Raw genomic sequence first — 25,112 nt, forward strand, 5'->3', positions numbered from 1 at the left:
ACCACGGCCGTCGGCAGTGCTGCGCACCGGTCAAAGGGGAACCCCGCGGCGCCGTGCCGCCCCTGGGCCGCGGCGGCAGCGGCTCACTACCATCGTCCCCCATGGACAGCGCTGAGCAGCAGATACTCCCGGAACCGGCCGCCCTGGCACCGCTGCGCACCGTCGAGGTCGCCGGCACGGCCCTGGCCGTGCACCGGCCCGCCGGGGACCCCGCCCCGGGCGGCGGACGGGAAGCGGCGCTGTTCGTGCACGGGCTCGGCGGCTCGGCCGCCAACTGGACGGAGCTGATGGCCCGGCTCGCCGGGCAGCTCGACGGCGAGGCCCTCGACCTCCCCGGCTTCGGCGACTCCGCCCCGCCCGCCGACGGCAACCTCGGCCTCTCCGGGCACGTGCGCGCCGTCATCGGCTACCTGGAGGCTACCGGCCGCGGCCCCGTCCACCTCTTCGGCAACTCGCTCGGCGGGGCCGTCGCCGTCCGGCTCGCCGCGCTGCGCCCCGACCTCGTCCGCAGCCTCACCCTGGTCTCGCCCGCCCTGCCCGAACTGCCCCCGCAGCGCACCGCCTGGTCCACCGGACTGCTCGCCGTCCCCGGCCTGCCCGCGCTGCTGCGCCGGCTGCCCGCCGGCCGGCGCGGCCCCGAGCAGGTCACCGACGACCTGCTGCGGCTCGTCTACGGCGACCCCGGCCGCCTCTCCGCGGCCGCCCGTGCCGAGGCGCTCGCCCAGTACCGGCGGCGCGTCGGGCTGCCCCACGCGATGCCGGCGCTGGCCGGCTCGGCGCGCGGCATCGTCTCCGCCTACACCGAACGCGGCGACCAGGCGCTCTGGCGGCAGGCCGCCCGGGTGAAGGCCCCCGTCCTGCTGGTCTACGGGCTGCGCGACAAGCTCGTCGCCTACCGCTCCGCCCGCCGGGCCTGCGCCGCCTTCGCCGACTCCCGGCTGCTGGTGCTCCCGGAATCCGGGCACGTCGCCATGATGGAGCACCCCGACGCCGTGGCCCGCGCGGTGCGCGAACTGCTCGGGCGGGCCTGACCCCGGCGCCGCCGGCGCGGGGGTTCGACGGACACCCCGTGAGCGGCGGCCGTTAACGCGGCCATCGGGACGAGGTCACTCCGGTTCACTCGTTCAGGTGGCAGCCAGGCATGTGACCGATGGATTGCCCCGGGCCGGACCTACCTTTCTGCTGTCGGACCGAACAGGTGTGGGGGGAACCGCGCCCGCCGGCGAAGCCGGAGGGCGGCCGCGCGAGGGACGCCAGCGGCCGGTGGCGGCCGCGGGCCCGGCCGCGGTGCCTCCGGCGGACCGCCTCCCCCCGCCCCGGGCCGCCGCCGCCGAGCGCGCACCGCCCGCTCGGCCCGCCAGGTCCGCCCGGCCGTCCGTCGAACCGCTCTGCTCTGGAGGTCCCCCGTGCGCGTGGCACTGCTCACCGAGGGTGTGCGTCCGCACGCCGCCGGTGGCACCGGTGACTGGTGCGACCGGCTGGTGGACGGCCTGCGCGAGCACGACTTCGAGCGGTACGTCCTCACCGGGGAACCCGCTCCGGCCGGCCGGGTCCCGGGCGGGCCGCGCCGCCGCCGGTACGCCGCCGCCCACGAGCAGTTCGTCCGCGCCCTGCTGATCCCCGGCGAACGCGCCGCCTTCGGCCCCGCCCTGTACCGGCTCGCCGACCTCGCCCGCGCGGACCGCGCGCTGCCCGCCTTCCTGGCCTCCGCCCACGCCCGGCGCATCCTCGAACGGGTCTGGCGCTCGGCCGGCGCCGCCACCCCCGCCGGCCGGCCGCTGGTGCGCGACGTGCTGGCCGCCGCCGACCTCCTCGAACAGTGCCTGCGCCCGCTCTCCGCGCCCTGGTACGGCACCGACCCCGGCGGCCTCGGCGCCGCCGACCTCTGCCACGTCGTCGGCGGCGGCCCGGCCGCACTGCCCGCGCTGGTCGCCAAGCACCTGCACGGCGTCCCGTTCGTGGTCACCGAGCACGGGCCGCACCTGCGCGAGCAGTACCTCCGTCATGGTGGGGCCGGCCACCGGTGCCCGGTCCGGGCCCTGCTGCTCGGCCACGTCCGGGCGCTCACCGAGGAGACCTACCGGCAGGCCGCGGCACTCACCCCGGGCAGCGCCCACGACCAGGGGTGGCAGCTGCGCTGCGGGGCCGACCCGGCACGCATCCGGGTGGTCCACGAGGGCACCCCGGCGGTCGACCGCCCCGCCGCCGGCCCCGAACCGGCCGCGCCCACCCTGGTCTGGGCCGGCCCCCTGGAACCGGACCGCGATCCCGGGCCCCTCCTCCAGGCCTTCGCCCGGGTCCGCGCCGAGCTGCCCGCCGCGCGGCTGGTCGTCCACGGCGAGGAGACCGTGCCCGGCTACCGGGCGCACTGCGGCGAGGTCGCCGCGCGGCTCGGGGTGGCGCCGTCGGTCGGGTACGCGGACCGGTCCCGCCCGGCCGCCGAGGCCTGGGCGGCCGGCAGCGTCGCCGTCTTCACCGCGCCCTCCCGGCACCGCCCCCGGCTGCTCACCGACGCGATGCTGAGCGGCCGCGCGGTGGTCGCCACCGACGTCGGGGTGACCCGTGAGGTGGTCGGCCCGACCGGGCTGCTCGTCCCGCCCCTCGACCCGCGGGCCCTGGCCGGTGCCTGCCTCGCCCTGCTGCGCGACGCGGAGCGCAGGGCCCGGCTCGGGCTGGCCGGCCGCCTGCGGGCGCAGGAACGCTTCGGCGTCGAGCCGGTGACCGGGGCCTTCCGGGAGATCTACCTGGACCTCGTCTCCCACTGGCCCGCCTTCCCGGCCACCGCCCCCGGCGCCCGCCCCTTCGCCCGCCCTGCCGAGTACTGGCTCGCTGATCGCGGTGCGCTGCGGTCGTCGGGCGTGGTGGAGGCGGGTGGGTCGGGCGGGGTGCCGGGTGCCGTGGCGCCGGGGTTGCGGGCTTTTCCGGCTGCTGTTCCCGGCGCTCGCCCTGCCGGGTACCGGTTCGCTGATCGTGGTGCGCTGCGGTCGTCGGGCGTGGTGGAGGCGGGTGGACCGGAAGGCGGGGTGCTGGATGCCGTGGCGCCGGGGTTGCGGGCATTCCCGGCTGGTGTCCCCGGCGCTCGCCCTGCCGGGTACTGGCTCGCTGATCGCGGTGCCCCGCAGCCGTCGGCCGTGGTGGACGCGGGTGGGCCGGACGCCCCGGGGCCGCGGGGGCCGGTCGGGGGGCCGCAGCCCCGGGCGCTGTCCGGTGCGGCGGAGGCCGCCGTGGCGGCGGGCGCCGAGGCGATAGCCGTGCGGGCGGGCTCCACCCCGGCGGATGCCGCCGCCCCGGAGGCCGGTGGCCCGCCGGCAGGTCTCCTCGGTGAGCGCCCGGACGTGGCCGAGCAGCAGGGCCCGGACCGGCCGGCGGTGGCCGGCCCCGCCGTGACGGAGGTCCTGCTCGCACAGGTGCGGCCCGTGCCCGGCGACCGGTGCGAGCGGCGCGGCCGGGCCGCCGCCGACGACGTGGCAGAGGTCGGCGGCGCCCGGTACGTCGCGGACCGGCCGCCGTCCGGTGGGGGGTCGGCGGTTGGCCGGTCCGAGGCCGCCGCGGCGACGGCCGCGCGGGCGGGTGCGCCGGGTGGTTCCGGTGCCGGGTCGCGGGCGGGTTTTGCGGGGGCGGATGTCGTGGGTCGGGATGGTGCGTCGCGGTTCTGCTCGCCGTCGGGTGTCGTCGCCCCGGCAGTGGGTGCGCCGGGTGGTTCCGGCGCCGGGCTGCGGGCGGGTTTTGCGGGGGCGGATGTCGTGGGTCGGGACGGTGCGTCGCGGTTCTGCCCGCCGTCGGGTGTCGTCGCCCCGACGGCAGGTGCGCCGGGTGGTGACCGCGCGCCGGTGGACACGGCCCCCCGCGAGGGGTGGGCCGACGCGGGTGCGCCGGAGGGGTCGGCGGGTGGTTCCGGTGCCGGGCGGTCGTCCGGCGTCGCCGGGGTGGACGCCGTCGGCTCGGCCGCCGACGGGGTGCCGGCCGGGCGGGCCGGGGTGCTCGCGGAGGCGGTCTGATGGCGGGGGAGGTGTCGGGGGACCCGGTGCGGGTCGTGATGGCCGAGCACCGGGTGCTCTGCGAAAGGGCGGTGGATCCCCTGGAGATCGCCGCCGGGCTGGAGGAGGCCGGGCTGGGCGCGGCCGCCGCCGCCCGCTGCCGCCACGCCGATCTGTTCTCGCTGGCCGAGGAGCTGTACGCCCGGGTGCCGCGCCGTCCGCCCGCCGAGGAGCCGGCCGGGCCGGTCGAGAGCTGGCCGAGGCGGTGCGCCGCGGCGGTCCGGACGGCGGGGGCGGCGGTGCTGCCGTGCGCGGCGGCGGTCGCCCTCGGCGGGAGCCGGCCGGTCCTGGCGGCGGCGGCCGTCCCGCTGACCCTGGTTCCGGCGGGGGCCGGGCGGCGGCGCGGGTGGGGTGCGGCGGCGCACCGGGCGGGGGTGGCGGCGCTGCTGCTGGCGCCGCCGGCGGTGGCGGCCGGCGGGCCGGGGGAGCGGCGGGTGACGGCGGCGCTGGTGTTGGCGGCGGCGCTGTCGGCCGGGTCGGCCGAGTGGGCGGCCCGGTGGTTCCGCCGGGCCGGGCGGGGACACCTGGCGACGGCGGAGACGCTGGCCGGGTTCCGCTCCCGGATGCGGCCGGTGCTGCCGGTGGCGCTGGCGCTGCACCTGGCGGTCCTGGCCGCGCTGAGCTTCGCGGCGCTCACGGTGCTGACCGCCCTCGCGCCGCCCCCGGGGCCGGGCCACGGCGGCGGGCTGCTGCACCTGGCGGCCGAGCGTGCCGGGCCCGCGCAGTGGGCGGCGCAGGGGGTGCTCGGCCTGCTGCTGGTGCTGTCCGCGCTGCTGGCCCGCTGCGGCCGGCCGGGGGCGGCCGCGCTGGGCGCGCTGGCCGGGGCGGCGGCCTCGGCGGCGCCGCCCGCACCGTTCGCGGGGCCGTTCACCGGTCCGCTCGCGGGCGGCGCGGTGGTGCTGGCGCTGCTGGCGTTCGCCTGGCCGGTGCTGGGCCGGCCCGAGGCGCACCGGTCGTCCGGGCCCCCCGGCCGTGATCCCGTTCGTCTTCCCGTGGTTCCCGCGATTCCTGCTGTTCCCGCGGTTCCCGTGGTTCCCGCTGTTCCCGTTGTTCACTCGGACCGCCAGGCCGATCCCCGGCCCGGCTTCGTGGAAGGACGCCCCCGATGAGGGTGCTGCTGCTGGGCGCCGACGGCTTCATCGGCCGTCGGGTCACCGATCGCCTGCTCGTGGATCCGGAGTTGCAGGTGACGGTGCTCGGCCGGCGTGACTCCGCCGACATCCGTTTCGACCTCACCACCGGCAGTCCGGGCGCGCTGGCCCGCTTCCTGGACGCGGTCGCGCCGCAGGTGGTGATCAACTGCGCGGGCGCCACCTACGGCAGCTCGCGCACCCTGATCCGGGCCAACACGCTCGCCGTGGCGACGGTCTGCGAGGGGATCCGGCGCAGCCGGGAGCCGGCCCGGCTGGTGCACGTGGGCTCGGCGGCCGAGTACGGGCCGGTGCCGGGCGGGGTCCCGGTGTCGGAGAGCGCCGAGCCCCGCCCGGTGGGCCCGTACGGGGTGTCGAAGCTGGCCGGTACGGAGCTGGTGCTGGCCTCGGGGCTGGACGCGGCGGTGCTGCGGGTGTTCGACGTGGTGGGGCCGGGAGCTCCGACCGCCTCGCTGTTCGGGCGGCTGGCGGAGGGCCTGCGGCGGGCGCTGGAGCGCGAGGAGTCCCAGGTGCGGATGCCGGACCTGTCCGGATACCGGGATTTCGTGGACGTCCGGGACGTCGCGCGGGCGATCCAGGCGGCCGCGGTGTCGGCCGCGACGGGGGTGATCAACATCGGCAGCGGGCACGCCGTCCGGGCCCGTGAGGCGGCCCAGCTGCTGGTCCGGGCGTCCGGCTTCGAGGGGGCCGTGGTGGAGGAGAACCGGCAGGTCGTGCTGCCCGCGCAGGCCGGCGGGCCGGTCGAGCACGTGCCGGGTCACGTGCCCGCGCACCACCTGCCGGGGCACCGTCCGGCGGAGCCCCGGCCGGGGGAGGGCCGGGCCGCCCCGGGCGAGCCGGTGCCGTGGCGGCAGGCGGACGTGCGCACCGCCCGGGACCGTCTCGGCTGGCGGACGCAGGTGCCCCTGGAGGAGTCGCTGGGGGACGTCTGGCTGGAGACGGCCTGCCGGGTCTGACACCCCGGCGGCAGCTCCCGAGGAGGCCTCCGACAGGCCCCGGACGCCCCGGAGGGGGCCCGTCCGGGGCCTGTTGCGTGGTCCCACCATCCGGCTCGGGCCGTCTCGCCCATCGGACGAGCTGTCTCGGAATACCGGGGCGGCGTGACACTGTTGGCGTAGCAGAGCCACTGCGGTGGCGGAGCAACAAGCCCCTAGAGGTTGGCCCTGGCCACCTGAACCGACGACCATCGGAGTCCCCGTGTCGCTGCCACCCCTGGTCGAGCCGGCCGACGAGCTCACCGTTGACGAGGTCCGCAGGTACTCCCGCCACCTGATCATCCCCGACGTGGGCATGGCCGGGCAGAAGCGGCTGAAGAACGCCAAGGTGCTCTGCGTCGGCGCCGGCGGACTGGGCTCGCCCGCGCTGATGTACCTCGCGGCGGCCGGTGTGGGCACGCTCGGCATCGTCGAGTTCGACGTGGTCGACGAGTCGAACCTGCAGCGCCAGATCATCCACGGCCAGTCGGACATCGGCCGCTCGAAGGGCGAGTCGGCGCGGGACTCCGTCAAGGAGATCAACCCCTACGTCGACGTGATCCTGCACGAGGAGCGCCTCGACAACTCCAACGTCCTGGAGATCTTCTCCGGCTACGACCTGATCGTGGACGGCACCGACAACTTCGCCACCCGCTACCTGGTGAACGACGCCGCGGTGCTGCTCGGCAAGCCGTACGTGTGGGGTTCGATCTACCGCTTCGACGGCCAGGCGAGCGTCTTCTGGGCCGAGCACGGCCCCTGCTACCGCTGCCTCTACCCGGAGGCGCCGCCGCCGGGCATGGTCCCGTCCTGCGCCGAGGGCGGCGTGCTGGGCGTGCTGTGCGCCTCGATCGGCTCGATCCAGGTCACCGAGGCGATCAAGCTGCTGGCCGGGGTCGGCGACCCGCTGGTCGGCCGGCTGATGATCTACGACGCCCTGGAGATGAACTACCGCCAGGTGAAGGTCCGCAAGGACCCGAACTGCGCGGTCTGCGGCGAGAACCCGACCGTCACCGAGCTGATCGACTACGAGGCCTTCTGCGGCGTCGTGTCGGAGGAGGCGCAGGCCGCGGCCGCCGGTTCGACGATCACCTCCAAGCAGCTCAAGCAGTGGCAGGACGAGGAGGAGGACATCTTCCTCATCGACGTCCGCGAGCCGGGCGAGTACGAGATCGTCAACATCCCCGGCGCCGTGCTGATCCCGAAGAACGAGTTCCTGATGGGCAACGCGCTGGAGCAGCTGCCGCAGGACCGCAAGATCGTGCTGCACTGCAAGTCGGGCGTCCGCTCGGCCGAGGTGCTGGCCGTGGTGAAGTCGGCCGGCTTCGCCAACGCCGTCCACCTGGGCGGCGGCGTGCTCGGCTGGGTCAACCAGATCGAGCCGCACAAGCCGGTGTACTGATCCGCACTGTCCGACCACGCGAGAGGGCCCGCTCCGGCGGGCCCTCTCGCGTGTCCGCGGACGCCGCTAGGGTCTGTCTCTTGGATTTTGTCGGATCAGGCCGCGGCGTCTGGGTGCGTGCATCGCAAGGCGGAGGAGGGAGCCACTGCGGTGGGGGCACCTCCCGGCCGAAGGCTGGGGGCCATTGGCGACCGACGACAACGCGGCGAGGTGCGTGCCCAGGCGTCGCGGACCCGGCAAGGATCCAAGAGACAGACCCTAAAGCGCGCCCTTGCGCTGGAGCACGTTGTAGGAGATCCAGCCGGGCAGCACCGGCAGCCAGAAGGTGAGCGCCCGGTAGAGGAAGACCGCCGGGGTGGCGACGGCCGGCGGCACGTCGGCGACGGTGAGCGCGCCGATCAGCGCCACCTCGACCGGGCCGATGCCGCCGGGGGTGGGGATCGCGGAGCCGGCCGCGTTGGCGGTCAGGAAGACCACGGCGACCGCCGAGAAGGAGATCGAGCCGCCGAAGGCCTGCACCGAGGCGTCCAGGCAGGCGGTGAAGGAGAGCGTCAGCAGCAGGATGCCGCCGAAGCCGGTGATCAGCTTGCTGGGCGTCTGCATCAGGTCGAGCATCCGGGGCACCACGCCGAAGAACAGCGAGCGCAGCCGGTTCAGCACGAACCGCCGCAGCGGGGCGACCGCCGCGACCACCAGGGCCAGCACGGCGGCGCTCAGCACGCCGATGATCACCGCCCGGGAGGCGGAGAGGTCGCCGTTGGTCTGGCTGCCGGTGATGAGGCCGAAGCTGAACAGCAGCAGCAGGTGCCCGGCCAGGCCCGCCAGCTGGGAGGCGCCGACCGAGGCGACCGCCTGGCCGGAGCGGATGCCCGCCTTCTGCAGGTAGCGGGTGTTCAGCGCGATGCCGCCGATCGCGGCCGGGGCGACCAGCTTCACGAACGACCCGGCGACCTGGGCGGCCACGGTGCGGCGGAACGGCAGCTTCTCCGGGACGAAGCCGGTCAGGCTCATCGACGCGGCGACGTAGGAGAAGGCGGCCGCGGCCAGCGCCACCGCCGCCCAGGCCCAGTTCATCTGGGAGAGCTTGAGCTGCGCCGGCTTGACGGTGGTCAGCGTCAGGTAGGCGGCGAAGGTGAGCGCGACCACCATGATCAGGCTCTTCGGCTTGAGCCGCTCCAGCTTGGCCGGCTCCATCGGCGCCTCGGGCGCGATCTGCAGGATCTGCGCGCGGATCCGGCTGAGCAGGTCCTCGCCGGCGACGGCGATGTCCTCCTCGGCCTGCTGCTGGGTGCGTTCCCCGGCGGCGACCTGCTCCAGCGCCCTGGCCTGGGCGGCGGCCTTGCGCTCCTTGGTGACCTTCTTCAGGTCGACGCGGGTCGAGCGGCTCATGCCGACCGGCTGCAGCAGCGGCAGCGACTGGGCGACCCGCTCGGCGCCGAGCACCGCGTTGGCGGTGGCGACCGTCCGCTCGGGGCCGATCCGCAGCGCGAAGGTGGTGAGCAGCTGGGCGACGTCGATGCGCAGGGTGAGGTCGGTGGCGGCGATGTCGCCGCCGGAGAGGTTGACCAGGCAGGCCGTCTTCTCGTCGACGACCAGCAGCGACTCGCCGGTGAGCCGGCGGTGGGCGATCCGGCGCTCGTGCAGGGCGGCGACCGACTCCCACAGCGAGGCCATCACCCGGTCGGTGATCTCCTCGTCGGCGAGGTCGTCCAGGGTGCGGCCCTCGACGTTCTCGTAGACCAGGATCGCGGCGTCCGGGCCCAGCTCGGAGGTGGCGACCAGCTGCGGGGCGCGGGCGCCGGAGGCGGCGGCCGCGTAGGCGATCAGCGCCTCCTGCTCCAGCGCCTGGCGCAGCGACTGCGGGCTGCGCCGCACGGCCACCGAGCGCAGCCGCAGCCGGCGCCAGGCCCGGTAGAAGAAGCCGGAGGCCTGCTGCTCGCGGTCGACGATGTGGACGTCCAGCGGCGGCCCGCCCTGCTGGGCGACCAGGTAGCGGCGGGTGCCGCCGGGGGCGTCGGGGGCGCGGTGGGCGCTGGCCGGGGTGAAGCCGACCTTGCGCAGGCCGATCATCAGATGCTGGCCGGTGGGCCGGATGTTCGGCGAGCCGATCGCGTAGAGGGTGCCGTAGGCGACCGACCAGCCGATCAGCACGGTGAGCAGCAGGGACAGCGGGGTGGTGTAGCCGCCGAGCAGTTCGGTGATGCCGCTGAAGACGACCACCACCCACAGGGCGACCCGCCACCGGGGTCTGCTCGACATGCCGACCGCCGTCATGTAGGCGATCACCGGGGCGAGGTAGCCGTGCACCGGGTCGGTGAGGGTGCCGACGGAGTCCAGCGGGAAGCGGGTCAGGGCGTCGCGGATGTGGTCGGAGGCGCCCTCGGCGACCCACCAGTCGATGCCCAGCGAGACGCCGTAGGCCAGCACCGAGGCGAGCACGCCGTCGGCGACCCGCAGGCCGTCGCGTTTGATCAGCCGCTCGACGGCGAAGGCGAGCGGGACGGCCAGCACCGCGACGTTGGAGACCAGACCGGTGATGGTGGAGAGCACCGGGGAGAAGCGGGGCGCGTTCTCGGCGATGTCGATCTCGATGCCGGTGGTGGTCGAGGTCGCCACCCCGGCGAGCACGAAGACCGCGACGATGCCGAAGACGCCGGCCAGGAAGCGGATGAGGTCGGAGGGCCGGTGCGCGCGGGCGGCGAGCAGCGGCTCGTCGACGTCCAGGTGCGGGGTGTCGTCCAGCGGGTCGCTCCCGGGGCGCGGCCCGGGGGCGTCGGCCCCGCCGGGAGGGCCGGCCGCGGTCGCGGCGGGCTCGGGGGCCGCCTCGGGGGCGGACGGCTGGGCGGGTACGACGGCGGGGGCCCCGGTCGCGGGGCCGGCCGGCTGCGGGCTCTTGATCGTCGGGTCCTTGATCAGGGAGACTTCCGGTGGTGCTTCGGCGGTGGCGTCGCCGCCACCTGCGGGCATGCCGTCGGAGGACTCGTCGGAGCCCTCGTCCACACCCACGTCAGCCGTCCCGGTCATCTGGTCTTGTCCTCGTATCACCACTCACCGCCCCGAAGATGGTGGCATGCCTCGGCGCCCCGTGCTGGACAGGGGCCGGATCGGGCGCGGCGGATCCGCCGCCCCGGGGCGGCCGGCCGGCCGGATGCGGAAGAATGCCGCAGGTGACGGACGCCCCCGACGACGACGGCCCCGGCGAGCTGCCGCCCTTCGCCGAACTCGTGCTCGACCTGGCCGAGCGGATTCCACCCGGCCGGGTGATGACCTACGGCGACGTCGCGGAGTACCTCGGCCAGGGCGGCCCCCGGCAGGTCGGCCGGGTGATGGCCCTGTACGGCGGCGCCGTGCCCTGGTGGCGGGTGATCCGCGCCGACGGCCGGATGCTGCCCGGCCACGAGCACCGCGCCCTCGCCCACTACGGCGAGGAGGGCACCCCGCTGCGCGACCTCGCCGACCCGCCCCGGGTCGACCTGCGGCGCGCCCGCTGGGACGGCCGGCCCGCCCCCGGCCGGGCGGGCCGGGGATCTCGCGGAATCCCGTGCGCGGACGGGAATGACGGGGCAGGATCGTAGGCTCGAATACGGCGGGCCCCCGGCGGGCCCGCCCGCAGTTGCCCGAGCACGACCCCCAGGACGTCCGTGAGCTCCCCCTACCGTCTGGTGCGCAGCCCCCTCGTACCGCCCGCCCCGCCCGAACTCGACGCCCACCAGCGCGCCGTGGTCGAGCACGCGGGCGGCCCGCTGCTGGTGCTCGCCGGGCCGGGGACCGGCAAGACCACCACCCTCGTCGAGGCCGTCGCCCGGCGGATCGAGAACGGCGCCGACCCCGAGCGGATCCTCGTCCTCACCTTCAGCCGCAAGGCCGCGATGGAACTGCGCGACCGGATGGCCGGGCGGCTGTCCACCACCACCGGCGGCGCCGGGGCCGCCGCCCCGCAGGCCACCACCTTCCACTCCTTCTGCTACGCCCTGCTCCGCGCCCACCAGGACCCGGCCGACTACGCCGAGCCGCTGCGCCTGCTCTCCGGCCCCGAGCAGGACGTCATGGTCCGCGAACTGCTCGCCGGCGGCGCCGAGGACGCCCGGCGCGGCCGCTCCCGGATCGCCTGGCCGCTCGACCTGCGCGCCTGCCTCACCACCCGCGGCTTCGCCGACGAGGTGCGCGCCGTGCTCGCCCGCAGCCGCGAGCTCGGCCTCGGCGAGGCCGAGCTGGCCCGCTTCGCCGAGGGCGTCCAGCGGCCCGACTGGGCCGCCGCCGCCCACTTCCTCGCCGACTACCTCGACGTCCTGGACCTGCGCGGCGTCCTCGACTACGCCGAGCTGGTCCACCGTGCCGTCCTGCTCGCCGACCGCCCCGAGGTCGAGCGCGACCTGCGCGGACGCTACGACGCCGTCTTCGTCGACGAGTACCAGGACACCGACCCCGCCCAGGTGCGGCTGCTGCGCCGGCTGGCCGGCGGCGGGCGCGAACTGGTCGCCGTCGGCGACCCCGACCAGTCCATCTACGCGTTCCGCGGCGCCGACATCAACGGCATCCTGGAGTTCCCGCAGACCTTCCGGCACGCCGACGGCCGCCCCGCCGACGTCAAGGTGCTGCGGGTCTCCCGCCGCTCCGGCGCCGTGCTGCTGGCCGCCGCCCGCGAACTCACCCGCCGGATGCCGATGGGCCGGCTGCCCGCCGACAAGCTCGCCGAGCACCGCGCCCCGCTGCCCGCCCGCGAGGGCGGCCGGGTCGAGGTCTACACCTACCCGACGCCCGGCGCCGAGCTGGACTCGGTCGCCGACCTGCTGCGCCGCGCCCACCTGGAGGACGGCGTGCCGTGGGGCGAGATGGCCGTCCTGGTCCGGGCCGGCGCCCGGTCCATCCCCGGGGTGCGGCGGGCGCTCGGCGCGGCCGGCGTCCCGCTGGAGATCGACGGCGACGACCTGCCGCTGCGCGAGGAGCCGGCCGTCGCCCAGCTGTTGCTGGCCCTGCGGGTCTGCGCCGAGCAGGCGGTCCGCGACCGGCAGGACGGCACGGACGGTGCAGACGGTGCGGACGGCACGGACGCGGCCGCGCCCGACCCGCTGACCACCGACCTCGCCCACGCCCTGCTCACCGGCCCGCTCGGCGGCCTCGACGGCGCCGACCTGCGCCGCCTCGGCCGCACCCTGCGCGAGGAGGAGCGCGCCGCCCTGCGCGCCGGGGCCGCCGACGGCGCGCCCGCCGCCGTGCCCCGCCCGGCCGGCGACCTCCTGCGCGAGGCCCTCGCCGAACCCGAGCGCCTCGCCGTCCTGGACGCCCCCCACGCCCGGCGCGCCCACGACCTCGGCACTCTGCTGCGCAAGGTCCGCGAGGCCCTGGCCGGCGGCTGCACCGCCGAGGACGCCCTCTGGCAGCTGTGGGACGGCTCCCGCCGCTGGCGCGAGCGCCTGGAGCGGGCCGCCCTGCGCGGCGGCGCCGCCGGCCGCAACGCCGACCGCGACCTCGACGCGGTCTGCGCCCTGTTCGAGACCGCCGCCCGCGCCGAGGAACAGGTCACCGGTCACCGCGGCGCCCTCGACCTGCTCGCCGAGCTGGAGGCCCAGGACATCGCCGCCGACACCCTCACCGTGCGCACCGTGCGCCCCGAGGCCGTCCGGCTGATGACCGCCCACCGCGCCAAGGGCCTGGAATGGCGCCTGGTCGTCGTCGCCGGCGTGCAGGACGGCCTCTGGCCCGACCTGCGCCGCCGCGGTTCCCTGCTGGAGGCCGACCGGATCGGCCGCGACGGCCTCGCCGAACCGCTCACCCCCACCGCGCTGCTCGCCGAGGAACGCCGCCTCTTCTACGTCGCCGCCACCCGCGCCAAGGACCGGCTCGTCGTCACCGCCGTCAAGGCGCCCGCCGACGACGGCGACCAGCCGTCCCGCTTCCTGCGCGAGCTCTACCGCGAGGACGTCGACCCGCGGACCGGCCGCGTCCTGCGGCGCACCCCGCCGGTCACCGTCGAGGACGTCACCCACCGCCCGCGCCGCCCGCTCGCCGTGCCCGCGCTGGTCGCCGAGCTGCGCGCGGTCACCCTCGACCCGGCCCGCTCGCCCGAACTGCGCCGCGCCGCCGCCGAACGGCTCGCCACCCTCGCCCTCGCCGCCGACGAGGAGGGCCGCCCGCTGGTGCCCGCCGCCCGCCCCGAGAGCTGGTGGGGCCTGGAGGACCCCACCGCGGCCCCCGACCCGCTGCGCTCCGCCGACCTGCCGGTGCGGCTGTCCGGCAGCGGCCTGGAACAGCTGGAGAACTGCTCGCTCCAGTGGTTCCTCGACAAGGAGGTCAAGGCCCGCGGCACCTCCTCCGCCGCCCAGGGCTTCGGCAACGTCGTGCACGCCCTCGCCGACGAGGTCGGCTCCGGCCGCACCCCCGCCGACCTCGCCGTCCTCATGGAACGCCTGGACACCGTCTGGGACGCGCTGGCCTTCGACGCGCCGTGGAAGTCCCAGCAGGAGAAGACCGAGGCCCGCGCCGCCCTGGAACGCTTCCTCACCTGGCACGTGATGGCCCGCGGGCGCGACGTCGTCGCCACCGAGCACGGCTTCGACGTCACCCTCGACGCCGGCGGCGTCCAGGTGCGCATCCGCGGCTCGATGGACCGGGTCGAGAAGGACGAGGCCGGGCGCGCCTACGTCGTCGACTTCAAGACCGGCAAGCAGACGCCCACCGACAAGTCCCTGCCCGAGCACAAGCAGCTCGCCGTCTACCAGCTCGCCGTGCGCTCCGGCGCCCTCAACGGGCTGCCCGGCTTCGACGCCGCCGCCCCCGAGTCCGGCGGCGCCGAACTCGTCCAGCTGCGCAAGCCCGACAAGGGCGCGGCCGACGCGCCCAAGGTGCAGCGGCAGGAGCCGCCCGAGGGCGAGCCGTGGATCGAGAACCTGCTCGCCGACGCCGCCGGGCGGATCCTCGCCGAGCGGTTCGTCCCGCAGACCGGCGGCGGCTGCGACCGCTGCGCCTTCCGCCGCAGCTGCTCCGCCCAGCGCGACGGCGCCCAGCTCGTGGAGTGACGGCGCCCGGCCCGCCGGGCCGCGCCCGGCGAACGGCCGGTGGACGCCGGATGTGGTGCACGCGGCACGTGGCCGTCGCCACAGCGGCCCCCCGGCTGTCGGCGGCCCCGGCTACCGTTGCGTGGTGACCGCCGTGCTCAGCCATCCCGACCAGCTCAAGGAGCTGCTGGGCATCCCCTTCAACCGGGAGCAGATGGCGGCCATCGGCGCCCCGCTGCGGCCGGCCGTCATCGTCGCCGGCGCCGGCTCCGGCAAGACCACCGTGATGGCCGCCCGGGTCGTCTGGCTGGTCGGCTCCGGCGCGGTGCGCCCCGAACAGGTCCTCGGCCTCACCTTCACCAACAAGGCCGCCGGCGAACTCGCCGAACGCGTCCGCTCCGCCCTGCGGCTCGCCGGCGTGGCCGACCCCGAGGACGGCGAGGCGCTCGGCGAACCCGACATCTCCACCTACCACGCCTTCGCCGGCCGCCTCCTCAAGGAGCACGGCCTGCGCATCGGCGTCGAACCCGACACCCGGCTGCTCGCCGACGCCACCCGCTTCCAGCTCGCCGCCAAGGTGCTGCGCACCGCGCGCGGCCCGTTCCCCGCCCTCACCGGCACCTTCGCCAACCTGGTCGCCGACCTCACCGCCCTCGACGGCGAACTCGCCGAGCACCTCGTCGAACCCGCCGCGCTGCGCGCCTTCGACGAGGACCTGCTCGACACCCTGGCCGGCGTGCGGCTGAGCAACGAGGACCTGCGGACCGTGCCCGCCACCGCCCGCGCCCGTCTGGAACTGCTGCGGCTGGTCGAGGACTACCGGCGCCGCAAGGCCACCGCCGGCCTGATGGACTTCGGCGACCAGATCGCCGCCGCCGCCCGGCTCGCGCAGCAGCGCCCCGAGGTCGGCGCGCTGCTGCGCGAGCAGTACCGGGTCGTGCTGCTCGACGAGTACCAGGACACCTCCGTCGCCCAGCGGCTGATGCTCGCCGGGCTGTTCGGCGCCGGGCCGGACGGCACCGCCCCCGGCCACCCCGTCACCGCCGTCGGCGACCCCTGCCAGGCCATCTACGGCTGGCGCGGCGCCTCCGTCGCCAACCTCGACGACTTCCCCCGGCACTTCCCCGCCGCCGACGGCGCCCCCGCCGACCGCTACGCGCTCAGCGAGAACCGGCGCAGCGGCGGGCGGCTGCTCGCCTTCGCCAACGAGCTCGCGGCGCCGCTGCGCGCCATGCACGAGGGCGTCGAGGCGCTGCGCCCCGCCCCCGGCGCCGAGACCGACGGCCGGGTGCGGGCCGCCCTGCTGCCCACCCACGCCGAGGAGATCGGCTGGCTGGCCGACGAGATCGACCACCTGGTGCGCACCGGCACCGCCCCCGGCCGGATCGCCGTGCTGTGCCGGGGCGGCGCGGCCTTCCCCGACGTGCACGCCGCGCTGGTCGCCCGGGACGTGCCGGTCGAGGTGGTCGGCCTCGGCGGGCTGCTCCACCTGCCCGAGGTCGCCGACCTGGTCGCGGTCTGCGAGGTGCTCCAGGACCCGACCGCCAACGCCGCCCTGGTCCGGCTGCTGATCGGCCCGCGCTGGCGGATCGGCCCGCGCGACCTCGCCCTGCTCGGCCGGCGCGCCGCCGAACTCGTGCGCACCGAGCGTCCCGAGGGCGTCGAGGCGCTCGCCGCCGCCGTCGCGGAGACCGACCCCACCGAGGTCGTCTCGCTCGCCGACGCCCTGGAGACCTTCCTGGACGCGCAGGACGCGCAGGACGCCGACGAGCTGCCGTTCTCCGCCGAGGCCCGGGTCCGCTTCGCCCGGCTGGCCCGTGAACTGCGCGAGCTGCGCCGCTCGCTCGCCGACCCGCTGATGGACGTGCTGCACCGGGTCCTCGCCGTCACCGGCCTGGAGGTCGAACTCGCGGCCTCCCCGAAGGCGCTGGCCGCCCGCCGCCGGGAGACCCTGCACGCCTTCCTCGACGTCGCCGCCTCCTTCGCCGACCTCGACGGCGACCCCGGCCTCGCCGCCTTCCTCGGCTTCCTGCGCGCCGCCCAGGAGCACGACCGGGGCCTGGACGCCGGCCTGCCCGGCGGCGAGGACACCGTCAAGGTCCTCACCGCGCACAAGTCCAAGGGCCTGGAGTGGGACGTCGTCGCCGTCCCCGGCCTGGTCAGGGGCGCCTTCCCGTCCTCCTCCCCGCGCGAGCGCTGGACCAGCACCAAGCGCGTCCTGCCGCACGCCCTGCGCGGCGACGCCGCGACCCTGCCCGATGTGCGCGGCGGCTGGAACGCCAAGGCGATGAAGGAGTTCCGGGCCGCCCTCGCCGAGCACTCCGCCGTCGAGGAACTGCGCCTGGGCTACGTCGCCTTCACCCGCCCGCGCGCCCTGCTGCTCGCCTCCGGCCACTGGTGGGGGCCCAGCCAGAAGTCCCCGCGCGGCCCGTCGGACTTCCTGGAGCAGCTGCGCGAGCACACCGGGCGGCCCGGCAACGGCGAGGTCGTCGTCTGGGCCGACCCGCCCGCCGACGGCGAGGAGAACCCGGCGCTCGCCGCACCCGTCGAACGCCCCTGGCCGCTGCCGCTCGACCCGGCCGCCCAGCACGCCCGCCGCCGGGTCGCCGCGGTGGTGCACCGCCGCCTGGCCGGCGCGCCCGCCCCGGAGCCCGAGCCGATGGCCCCCGAGGACCGCCGGCTGGTGGAGTCCTGGGACCGTGACCTGAACGCGCTGCTCGGCGAGTTGGAGCGCTCGCGCAGCCGGGTGCGGGAGGTGCCGCTGCCGGCCTCGCTCTCCGCCACCCAGCTGCTGCGCCTGGCCGCCGACCCGGACGGCTTCGCGCACGACCTCGCCCGCCCGATGCCCCGCCCGCCGCAGCCCGCCGCCCGGCGCGGCACCCGCTTCCACGCCTGGGTGCAGTCCCGGATCGAACCGCTGATGCTGATCGGCCCCGGCGCGCTGCCCGGCGCCGACGACGACGGCATCGAGGACGAACAGGACCTCGAACGCCTCAAGGAGGCGTTCCTGCGCACCCCGTACGCGCACCGGGAGCCGCTGCGGGTCGAGGCGCCGTTCCACCTGGTGCTGGGGGGCCGGGTGGTGCGCGGCCGGATCGACGCGGTCTACCGTGACGGTGACGGCGGGTCAGAAATCGGCGGCGCGTCACGCTACGAAGTGGTGGACTGGAAGACGCACCGCGAGGAGACCGCCGACCCGCTCCAGCTCGCCGTCTACCGGCTCGCCTGGGCCGAACAGGCGGGCGTCCCCCTGGAGCAGGTCACGGCCTCGTTCCTGTACGTCCGCAGCGGCCGGATCGAACAACCCGCAGGACTTCCCGGCCGAAAAGAGTTGGAACGGCTCCTGATCGGGAACAGTGAAGAATGAGTCACGGAGAGCATTCAAGTCATCACGGCATCGGGCGAAACCTGTGCGTAGTGCACGTTTCGCGCCTATTGTGGGGTCGGTAACCGGTCAACCCCCGTGCTCCGGCCGCCAGCGAGGCCCGTATTCCCTAACCCTCAGTCATCACCGCAGGTGCCCCTGGGCATCGGCGTCTTCTGCTGGAGAACCGAAGTTGAGCGCGACCGGATGGATCAGAGAACGGTTCGCCGGGCCGGCCCCGGGGGCCGCGCCCGGGGCGACCGGCACCTGGCCGAGGACGGCACTGTCGCTGCCGTTCATCGGCATGGCGCTGGTCGTCGTCCTCGACTACTTCACCGACGCCGCAGTGACCGTCGAACCGGCGCTCACCGCCGTTCCGGCGCTGGCCGCCGTGGTCAGCCGCCGCACCTGGTACCCCCTCGCCATCGGCGCCTGCACCGAGGCCGCCGCCTTCCTGATGGCCTTCCGCAACGACGTGCTCGGCGAGTCCGTGCACAGCGCCACCGTCTTCGCCATCGTCCTCGTCGCCGCGATCGGCTGGGTCAGCGCCACCCTGAGGCTGCGCCAGGAACGCCTGCTCGCCGACGCCCAGCTCGTCGCCTCCATCGCCCGGCGCGTCCTGCTGCGCCCCGTCCCCGACCGCGTCGGCACCGTGCGCGCCGCCGTCCACTACGCGGCCGCCGCCGCCCACGCCCGCATCGGCGGCGACCTCTACGAGGTCGTCAACACCCGCCACGGCGTGCGCGCCGTCGTCGGCGACGTGCGCGGCAAGGGCCTCGGCGCGGTCGAGACCGCCGCCGCCGTGCTCGGCGCCTTCCGCGAGGCCGCCCACCAGGAGGCGGCCCTCGACCGGGTCGCCGGCTGGCTCGCCGACAGCCTCGACCGCGCCCTGCACGAGAACGACCACCCCGGCGTCGAGGAGGAGTTCGTCACCCTCGTGCTCATCGGCGTCGGCCCCGACGGCACCGCCGAGATCGTCAACTGCGGTCACCCCGCCCCGCTGCTGCTGCGCGGCACCGAGGCCGCCCGCCCGCTGGAACTCGCCGAGACGGTGCCCCCGCTCGGCGTCCTCGACCCCGCCGACGTCCGCCCCCCGGTCCACCGCGTCCCGCTGCACCCCGGCGACCGCGTCCTGCTGTTCACCGACGGCGTCATCGAGGCCCGGGACCGGGCCGGCACCTTCTACCCGCTCGCCGAACGCCTCCCGCGCTGCGCCCGGGGCGGACCCGTCGACGTGCTGCGCCTCCTGCACGAGGACGTGGTGCGCCACGTCGGGCGCCAGCTCGGCGACGACGCCGCCATGCTGCTCCTCCAGTACGAGCCCCCGTCCGCCGCCGACCGTCCGGAGCCCGCCGTGACCGCCGTGCAGCTGCCCGCCGACCCGGCCCGCCCGGCCGCCCCGCCCGTCCCCCTCGTCCCCCAGCAGAACGGGCACCTGTCCCGGCAGTGAGGGCCCGCGCTCAGAGGGACACCCGGACCACCAGCGGCCGGTGGTCCGACACCTCCGCGCGCGGAGCGGACGCCGCCCCCACCGCGGAGCGCGGCACCCCGACCGCCAGCACGTGGTCGAACTGCACGGCCGGCCGGTGCGACGGATAGGTCGGCGTCCGGGCCAGGTCCGACCAGCCCTGGAGCCGTGCCCGCGGCTCGCGCACCCGCCGCCGGCGCGGCTCCGGGAGCACCGGCCGGGCCCGGCGGGCCGCCCGCAGCTCCCGCACCCGCACCCGCGGTGCCGACCGCTCCAGCGCGCTCGCCCCGCCCAGCACGGTGCGCGGCACCGCGCCCACCAGATTGAAGTCCCCCAGCACCAGGTACGGCTGCGGCAGGTCGGCGATCCACCGGCGGATCGCCGCCAACTGCGCCATGTTCCAGCCCGGCACGAACGACAGGTGCGCGGCCACCACGGTGAACGGGCCGTGCGCACCCTCCAGGACGGCGGCCAGCGCGGCCCGCGGCTCGTCCGGCACCGGGGTCAGCCCGCGCCGCCCGGCCACCCGCAGCGGCAGGCCGAACGGGGCCGGCGCGAACCGGCGGGCCCGCCAGTGCCGCACCGGCAGCCGGGTCAGCAGCGCCGTGCCGTAGGCGGGCGGCGCGCCGTCGCCGACCTCGGCCGGCCCGTACACCCGGATCCCGGGGGGCGCCGAGGCCTCCGGCAGCCAGCCGGCCACCGGTGCGGGGCGGCCGTGCAGGGCGGCGGCGAACCGCCAGTCCCCGGCGCCCATCGCGGTGGCGGCGACGGCGGCCTGGTCGGTGCCGCCGGAGCGGGCCTGTCCGCGGTCCACCTCCTGGAGCGCCAGGACGTCGGCGTCCAGCGCGGCCACCGCCTGCGCGAGCGGCCCGCCGGGGTCGGCCGGGTAGGGCCGCGGGGCGCCGTCGGGCGCGAGCGGCTGACCGTGCAACAGATTGAAGGTGGCGATGCGCAACTGGCTCACGCCCCCCGACGTTACCCGCCGCCGGTGACGGCCGGACCCCCGGCCGGACGTCCGGGCCCGCCCCGCGGCCCGGGACCGGCGGCCCGTCCGCCCCCCCCGCAGGCGGCCCGTCCGCGGCCGGCCCCGGCCCGCTGCCCGGCCCGCCCCCGGCGGCTGCCCGGACGGACCCCCGGCTTGACCCGTCGAGCATACCCGGTATACATACTCGGTATGTCCATCCGCCACGGCCTGCTCGCCCTGCTCGACCAGGGGCCGCGCTACGGCTACCAGCTGAGAACCGAGTTCGAGGCGCGCACCGGCGCCACCTGGCCGCTCAACGTCGGCCAGGTCTACACCACCCTCGCCCGCCTGGAACGCGACGGCCTGGTCGTCCCCGCCGGGGAGGACGAGGAGGGCCACCAGTTCTACGCCGCCACCGACGCCGGCCGCGCCGAACTGCGCGCCTGGTTCGACACCCCGGTGCCGCGCACCAACCCGCCGCGCGACGAACTCGCCATCAAACTCGCGATGGCCGTCACCGTCCCCGGCGTCGACGTGCCCGCCGTCGTCCAGGGCCAGCGCCGGCACAGCATCAAGGCGCTCCAGGACTACACCCGGCTCAAGGGCCGCGCCCTCGCCGGCGAGGCCCGGCCCGGCGGCGCCGGCGACCAGGTCGGCTCCGACCTGGCCTGGCTGCTCGTCCTCGAACAGCTGATCTTCCAGACCGAGGCCGAGATCCGCTGGCTCGACCACTGCGAGACCCGGCTCGCCCAGCGCGCCGAGGTCGAACAGGCCCGCGCCGCCGAAGCCCGCGGCACCGGGACCCCCGCCGACGACGCCCCGCCCGCACCCACCCGGTTCGGGCGCCGCCGCAGCAGGGCCTGAACCACCCGGGGCCAGGCCCCGCCCGAACCGAACGAACGAACCACCGGCCCGCCACCCACCACCGTGCGACGGGCCCCACCACAGCAGGGGGAATCGTGTCCCACAGCGGTCCGAGCGGGAACGGCACCGGCGCCGTTCTCCACCTGGACAACGTCACCCGCGTCCACGGCCAGGGCGCCGCCGAGGTCCAGGCGCTGCGCGGCGTCGACCTCAAGGTCCACCCCGGCGAGTTCGTCGCCGTCATGGGCCCCTCCGGCTCCGGCAAGTCCACCCTGCTCACCCTCGCGGGCGGCCTCGACACGCCCAGCAACGGCCAGGTCCTGGTGGAGGGCGTCGCCCTCGGCGGCCTCAGCCGCAAGCGCCTCGCCGAGGTCCGCCGCCGCTCCGTCGGCTACGTCTTCCAGGACTACAACCTCATCCCGGCCCTCACCGCCGCCGAGAACATCTCCCTGCCGCGCGAACTCGACGGCCTGTCCACCCGCGCCGCCCGCCGCGAGGCGCTCACCGCGCTGGAGGAACTCGGCATCCCCGAACTCGCCGACCGCTTCCCCGACGACATGTCCGGCGGCCAGCAGCAGCGCGTCGCCATCGCCCGCGCCCTCATCGGCGACCGCCGCCTCGTCCTCGCCGACGAGCCCACCGGCGCCCTCGACTCCACCACCGGCGAAGCCGTCCTCGCCGTGCTGCGCGCCCGCTGCGACGCCGGCGCCGCCGCCATGATGGTCACCCACGAGCCCCGGCACGCCGCCTGGGCCGACCGCGTCGTCTTCCTGCGCGACGGCCGGATGGTCGACGAGAGCGCCAGCCAGGACGCCGGCAGCCTGCTCGTCGCCGCCGCCGCCAACGCGAAGGGCCCGGTGGGGGAGTGAAGCTCGGTTCCTGGCGGGTCGCCCTGCGCATCGCCCGCCGCGACGCCCTGCGCGCCAAGGGCCGCAGCGCCCTCGTCGTCGCCATGGTGGCGCTTCCCGTCCTCGGCGTCACCGGCGCCGACGTGTTCTTCCGCAGCGCCGAACTCGATCCGATCGAGAGGATCGAGCGCACCATGGGCCAGGCCGGCGCCTCCCTGGAGATCCTCGACCGCGGCGCCGTCGTCCTGCAGACCCCCGACCCCGACGTGGACCGCAAGATCACCACCGTCGACGACGCGAAGAAGGAGAACGGCAAGCCCGTCCTCACCCCCGAGCAGCAGCGCAGCCTCGACACCGCGCCCGCCGACCTCGCCCGGCAACTGCTGCCCGGCGCCACCCTCGTGCCGCTGCACGAGGGCCCCTACATCACCACCAGCACCGCCGAGGGCCTCACCAACGTCCGGATCACCGAACTCGACCTCACCGACCCGGTCTGGCACGGCCGCTACGACATGGTCAAGGGCCGGGCCCCCAGCGCCGACCACGAGATCGCCGTCACCCAGACGTTCCTCGACACCTCCGGGCTGAAGATCGGCGACCGCACCTCTCCGCGCGGCCTCGAAGCCACCCCGTACACCATCACCGGTGTCGCCGAGCACCCCGGCGACCTGCGCAACGCGGGCCTGTTCGCCCGCCCCGGCGCCGTGATCGACCCGCTCGCCAAGCTGCCCGGCGAGCCCGGCACGCGCGGGCGCACCTCCGTCAGCGACGAGGCCAACAACTGGCTCGTCAAGCTCCCGGCCGGGACCACGCTCGACTGGCCCAAGGTCATGGAGCTCAACAAGTACGGGTTCCTCGTCGCCTCGCGCACCGTGATCCTCGACCCGCCGCCCCGCTCCGAGGTGCCGTTCTACGTCGACCAGGACAGCCGGGGCGAAAGCAGCCGCACCCCCTTCCTCGACCGGACCTCGGTCGTCGTCCTCGGCACCGTCATGGGCATGGCCCTGCTGGAGATCGTCCTGCTCGCCGGCCCGGCCTTCGCGGTCGGCGCCCGCCGCTCCCGCCGCCAGCTCGGCCTGCTCGCCGCCGGCGGCGGTGACCGCGCCCAGGTGCGCGCCGTCGTCCTCGGGGGCGGTGTCGTCCTCGGCCTCACCGGCGCCGTCGTCGGCCTCGCCGTCGGCATCGGCCTGGTCGCCCTGCTGCGCACCCGGGCCGAGGAGTTCTCCGGCCAGCGCTTCGGCCACTTCGACCTCCAGCCGCTCGACCTGCTCGGCATCGCCCTGATCGGCCTCGTCACCGGTCTGCTGGCCGCCGTGGTGCCCGCCGTCCAGGCCTCCCGGCAGGACGTCGTCGCCGCCCTCACCGGCCGCGACACCCTCAAGCCGCCCAGCCGCAGGCTCGCCCTGCTCGGCCTGCTGATGCTCGGCGGCGGCTCCGCCCTCGCCCTGCTCGGCGCCACCGGCGGCTTCGGCGGCCGCTCCGTCGCCGTCCTCGGCGGCTCGGCCGTCGCCGAACTCGGCATGGTCGCCCTCGCCCCCTACCTGGTCGGCCTCTTCGGACGGATCGGCCGCTGGCTGCCGCTCGGCCCCCGCCTCGCCCTGCGCGACTCGGTGCGCCACCGCGGCCGCACCGCCCCCGCCGTCGCCGCCGTCATGGCCGCCGTCGCCGGCTCGGTCGCCGTCGGCGTCTACACCACCAGCTCCGACGAGGAACTGCGCCGCGAGTACGTCGCCTCCGGCCCCGACCACTCCATCGTGCTCTCCGCCGGCTGGGGCGCCGGCTCCGACGGCTCGCTGCTCCCGCAGATGCGCGGCGCCGTGCAGAACAGCGTCCCCGGGCTCGGCACCCGCGCCGACGTCCAGCGCGTCAACTACCAGGGCGACTGCATGGTCAGCCGCGACGGCATCTGCGGCTGGGCCGCGCTCGTGATGCCCGAGGAGCGCCGCTGCCCCGCCGCGGGCCGCAACGCGATGAAGCTCGGCCCGGGCGAGGTCGAACGGCTCACCCGCGAGGACCCGCGCTGCCAGGAGCAGCGGATCTCCCACGGCAGCCCCTTCGGCATGACCCAGGCCGGTGACGGCGCCCTGCTGCGCAACCTCTACGACGTCACCGACCAGGCCGCCGCCCAGGCCCTCGCGGCCGGCAAGGCCGTCGTCTTCGACGAGCGCTACATCAAGGACGGCAAGGCCCTCCTGGAGCTCACCGAGCCGAGGGACCCGAACAACCCGGACGCCGAGCCGGCCGTCCACCCGGTCACCGTCGACGCCCACCTCGCCACCTCCCCGCTGGGGCCGAACGACCAGGTGGTGCTCAACCCCGACACCGCGCGGCGCCTCGGCCTCACCACCCGCGACATCGGCTCGGTGTGGCGGCCCGACGGCCCCGCCTCCGACGCCGCGGAGCAGAAGGCCCGCGCCGCGCTCGCCAAGCTCTCCGACGGCATCCAGTTCGACATCGAACGCGGCTACCGGTCCCCGGGCGACCTCATCACCCTCGGCCTCACCGTGTTCGCCGGCCTGGTCGCGCTCGGCGCCGCCGGCATCGCCACCGGCCTCGCCGCCGCCGACTCCCAGCGCGACCTCACCACCCTCGCGGCGGTCGGCGCCGCGCCCCGGATCCGGCGCACCCTGTCCGGCTTCCAGTGCGGCGTCATCGCCGCCATGGGCGCCCTGCTCGGGGCCGTCGCCGGCGTGGTGCCCGCGATCGCCCTGCGCAAGGTCGAGGGCGCCGCGAGCACCTACCCCGGGATGACCCTGCAGGAACAGGCGGCCAAGGGCATCGTGGTGTTCCCCTGGCTCAACATCGCGGGCACCGTGATCCTGCTGCCGCTGCTCGCGGTGGCGCTGGCTGCGCTGCTCACCCGCTCGCGGATCTCGCTGCTGCGCCGCACTGGCTGAGCCGGGTCCTCCGCCCGCCGTCCCGGCCCCGTCGACCGGCGGCCGTCAACCGGTGCCCGTCAACCGGCGGCCGCCGGCCGTCACACCCGTCCCACCCGTCACCCCGGACGCCCGACGCGTCCGGGGTGACGGACGTAACAGCCCCCGG

Annotated in this window: 14 protein-coding genes; 12 read left to right on the forward strand and 2 right to left on the reverse strand. The window is 76.4% G+C overall.

Annotated features, from left to right (window positions below; all coding sequences use genetic code 11):
• Nucleotides 1–101: 101 nt before the first annotated feature.
• The 5 genes from ACFVVL_RS16405 to moeZ all read left to right on the forward strand — a co-directional run bounded on the left by ACFVVL_RS16405 (nucleotide 102) and on the right by moeZ (nucleotide 7,564).
• Nucleotides 102–1,031 carry an alpha/beta fold hydrolase gene (locus tag ACFVVL_RS16405; RefSeq protein WP_380288641.1) on the forward strand — a complete coding sequence of 310 codons (930 nt, stop codon included), beginning with the start codon at nucleotides 102–104 and terminating at the stop codon, nucleotides 1,029–1,031.
• A 375-nt stretch (nucleotides 1,032–1,406) separates the two neighbouring features.
• Entirely contained in the window at nucleotides 1,407–3,998 is a 2,592-nt protein-coding gene (locus ACFVVL_RS16410) for a DUF3492 domain-containing protein (RefSeq protein ID WP_387675567.1), read from the forward strand.
• The gene (locus tag ACFVVL_RS16415; protein ID WP_387675570.1) at nucleotides 3,998–5,146 is read left to right on the forward strand and encodes a hypothetical protein; all 1,149 of its coding nucleotides are present in this window, start codon (nucleotides 3,998–4,000) and stop codon (nucleotides 5,144–5,146) included. Before ACFVVL_RS16410 ends, ACFVVL_RS16415 begins: the two co-directional genes overlap by 1 nt.
• Nucleotides 5,143–6,144: an NAD-dependent epimerase/dehydratase family protein gene (locus ACFVVL_RS16420; RefSeq protein WP_380288635.1), complete on the forward strand. Its 1,002-nt coding sequence runs from the start codon at nucleotides 5,143–5,145 to the stop codon at nucleotides 6,142–6,144. The genes ACFVVL_RS16415 and ACFVVL_RS16420 overlap by 4 nt, the downstream gene beginning before the upstream one ends.
• 241 nt (nucleotides 6,145–6,385) lie before the next feature.
• Nucleotides 6,386–7,564, forward strand: coding sequence for an adenylyltransferase/sulfurtransferase MoeZ (gene moeZ, locus ACFVVL_RS16425; protein WP_380288634.1), 1,179 nt, complete (start codon nucleotides 6,386–6,388; stop codon nucleotides 7,562–7,564).
• Between the two features lie 258 nt (nucleotides 7,565–7,822).
• On the opposite strand, the gene ACFVVL_RS16430 is transcribed toward moeZ, so the two are convergent.
• The gene (locus ACFVVL_RS16430; protein ID WP_380288632.1) at nucleotides 7,823–10,588 is read right to left on the reverse strand and encodes a flippase-like domain-containing protein; all 2,766 of its coding nucleotides are present in this window, start codon (nucleotides 10,586–10,588) and stop codon (nucleotides 7,823–7,825) included.
• Nucleotides 10,589–10,722: 134 nt separating this feature from the next.
• On the opposite strand from ACFVVL_RS16430, the gene ACFVVL_RS16435 reads away from it, so the two are divergent.
• From ACFVVL_RS16435 to ACFVVL_RS16450, 4 genes are all read left to right on the forward strand, one after another.
• Entirely contained in the window at nucleotides 10,723–11,139 is a 417-nt protein-coding gene (locus ACFVVL_RS16435) for an MGMT family protein (RefSeq protein WP_387675575.1), read from the forward strand.
• 66 nt (nucleotides 11,140–11,205) lie between these two features.
• The gene (locus ACFVVL_RS16440; protein WP_387675578.1) at nucleotides 11,206–14,580 is read left to right on the forward strand and encodes an ATP-dependent helicase; all 3,375 of its coding nucleotides are present in this window, start codon (nucleotides 11,206–11,208) and stop codon (nucleotides 14,578–14,580) included.
• Nucleotides 14,581–14,704: 124 nt separating this feature from the next.
• Nucleotides 14,705–17,926, forward strand: coding sequence for a UvrD-helicase domain-containing protein (locus tag ACFVVL_RS16445; RefSeq protein ID WP_387675581.1), 3,222 nt, complete (start codon nucleotides 14,705–14,707; stop codon nucleotides 17,924–17,926).
• Nucleotides 17,927–18,116: 190 nt separating this feature from the next.
• Nucleotides 18,117–19,373, forward strand: a complete 1,257-nt coding sequence (locus ACFVVL_RS16450) for a PP2C family protein-serine/threonine phosphatase (RefSeq protein WP_387675584.1) — start codon at nucleotides 18,117–18,119, stop codon at nucleotides 19,371–19,373.
• 10 nt (nucleotides 19,374–19,383) lie between these two features.
• Here the strand turns inward: ACFVVL_RS16450 and ACFVVL_RS16455 are convergent, their stop codons facing one another.
• Entirely contained in the window at nucleotides 19,384–20,355 is a 972-nt protein-coding gene (locus ACFVVL_RS16455; protein WP_380288622.1) for an endonuclease/exonuclease/phosphatase family protein, read from the reverse strand.
• 210 nt (nucleotides 20,356–20,565) lie between these two features.
• Here ACFVVL_RS16455 and ACFVVL_RS16460 point away from each other — a divergent pair, with 210 nt between their 5' ends.
• The 3 genes from ACFVVL_RS16460 to ACFVVL_RS16470 all read left to right on the forward strand — a co-directional run bounded on the left by ACFVVL_RS16460 (nucleotide 20,566) and on the right by ACFVVL_RS16470 (nucleotide 24,964).
• Nucleotides 20,566–21,219: a PadR family transcriptional regulator gene (locus tag ACFVVL_RS16460; protein WP_380288620.1), complete on the forward strand. Its 654-nt coding sequence runs from the start codon at nucleotides 20,566–20,568 to the stop codon at nucleotides 21,217–21,219.
• 92 nt (nucleotides 21,220–21,311) lie between these two features.
• Nucleotides 21,312–22,088, forward strand: coding sequence for an ABC transporter ATP-binding protein (locus tag ACFVVL_RS16465; protein ID WP_387675617.1), 777 nt, complete (start codon nucleotides 21,312–21,314; stop codon nucleotides 22,086–22,088).
• Complete coding sequence (locus tag ACFVVL_RS16470) at nucleotides 22,085–24,964, forward strand: FtsX-like permease family protein (RefSeq protein ID WP_387675589.1); 2,880 nt, start codon at nucleotides 22,085–22,087, stop codon at nucleotides 24,962–24,964. Before ACFVVL_RS16465 ends, ACFVVL_RS16470 begins: the two co-directional genes overlap by 4 nt.
• The last annotated feature ends 148 nt before the right edge of the window (nucleotides 24,965–25,112 follow it).

Origin of the sequence: Kitasatospora sp. NPDC058115, assembly GCF_042884635.1 — a bacterium.
Classification (GTDB): Bacteria; Actinomycetota; Actinomycetes; order Streptomycetales; family Streptomycetaceae; genus Kitasatospora.

What these genes read in the sequence shown, in the direction of transcription:
- ACFVVL_RS16405 (WP_380288641.1), top strand. Translation starts at nt 102, where the DNA reads ATGGACAGCGCTGAGCAGCAGATACTCCCGGAACCGGCCGCCCTGGCA.
- ACFVVL_RS16415 (WP_387675570.1), top strand. Translation starts at nt 3,998, where the DNA reads ATGGCGGGGGAGGTGTCGGGGGACCCGGTGCGGGTCGTGATGGCCGAG.
- ACFVVL_RS16420 (WP_380288635.1), top strand. Translation starts at nt 5,143, where the DNA reads ATGAGGGTGCTGCTGCTGGGCGCCGACGGCTTCATCGGCCGTCGGGTC.
- ACFVVL_RS16430 (WP_380288632.1), bottom strand. Translation starts at nt 10,588, where the DNA reads ATGACCGGGACGGCTGACGTGGGTGTGGACGAGGGCTCCGACGAGTCC.
- ACFVVL_RS16435 (WP_387675575.1), top strand. Translation starts at nt 10,723, where the DNA reads ATGCCGCAGGTGACGGACGCCCCCGACGACGACGGCCCCGGCGAGCTG.
- ACFVVL_RS16460 (WP_380288620.1), top strand. Translation starts at nt 20,566, where the DNA reads ATGTCCATCCGCCACGGCCTGCTCGCCCTGCTCGACCAGGGGCCGCGC.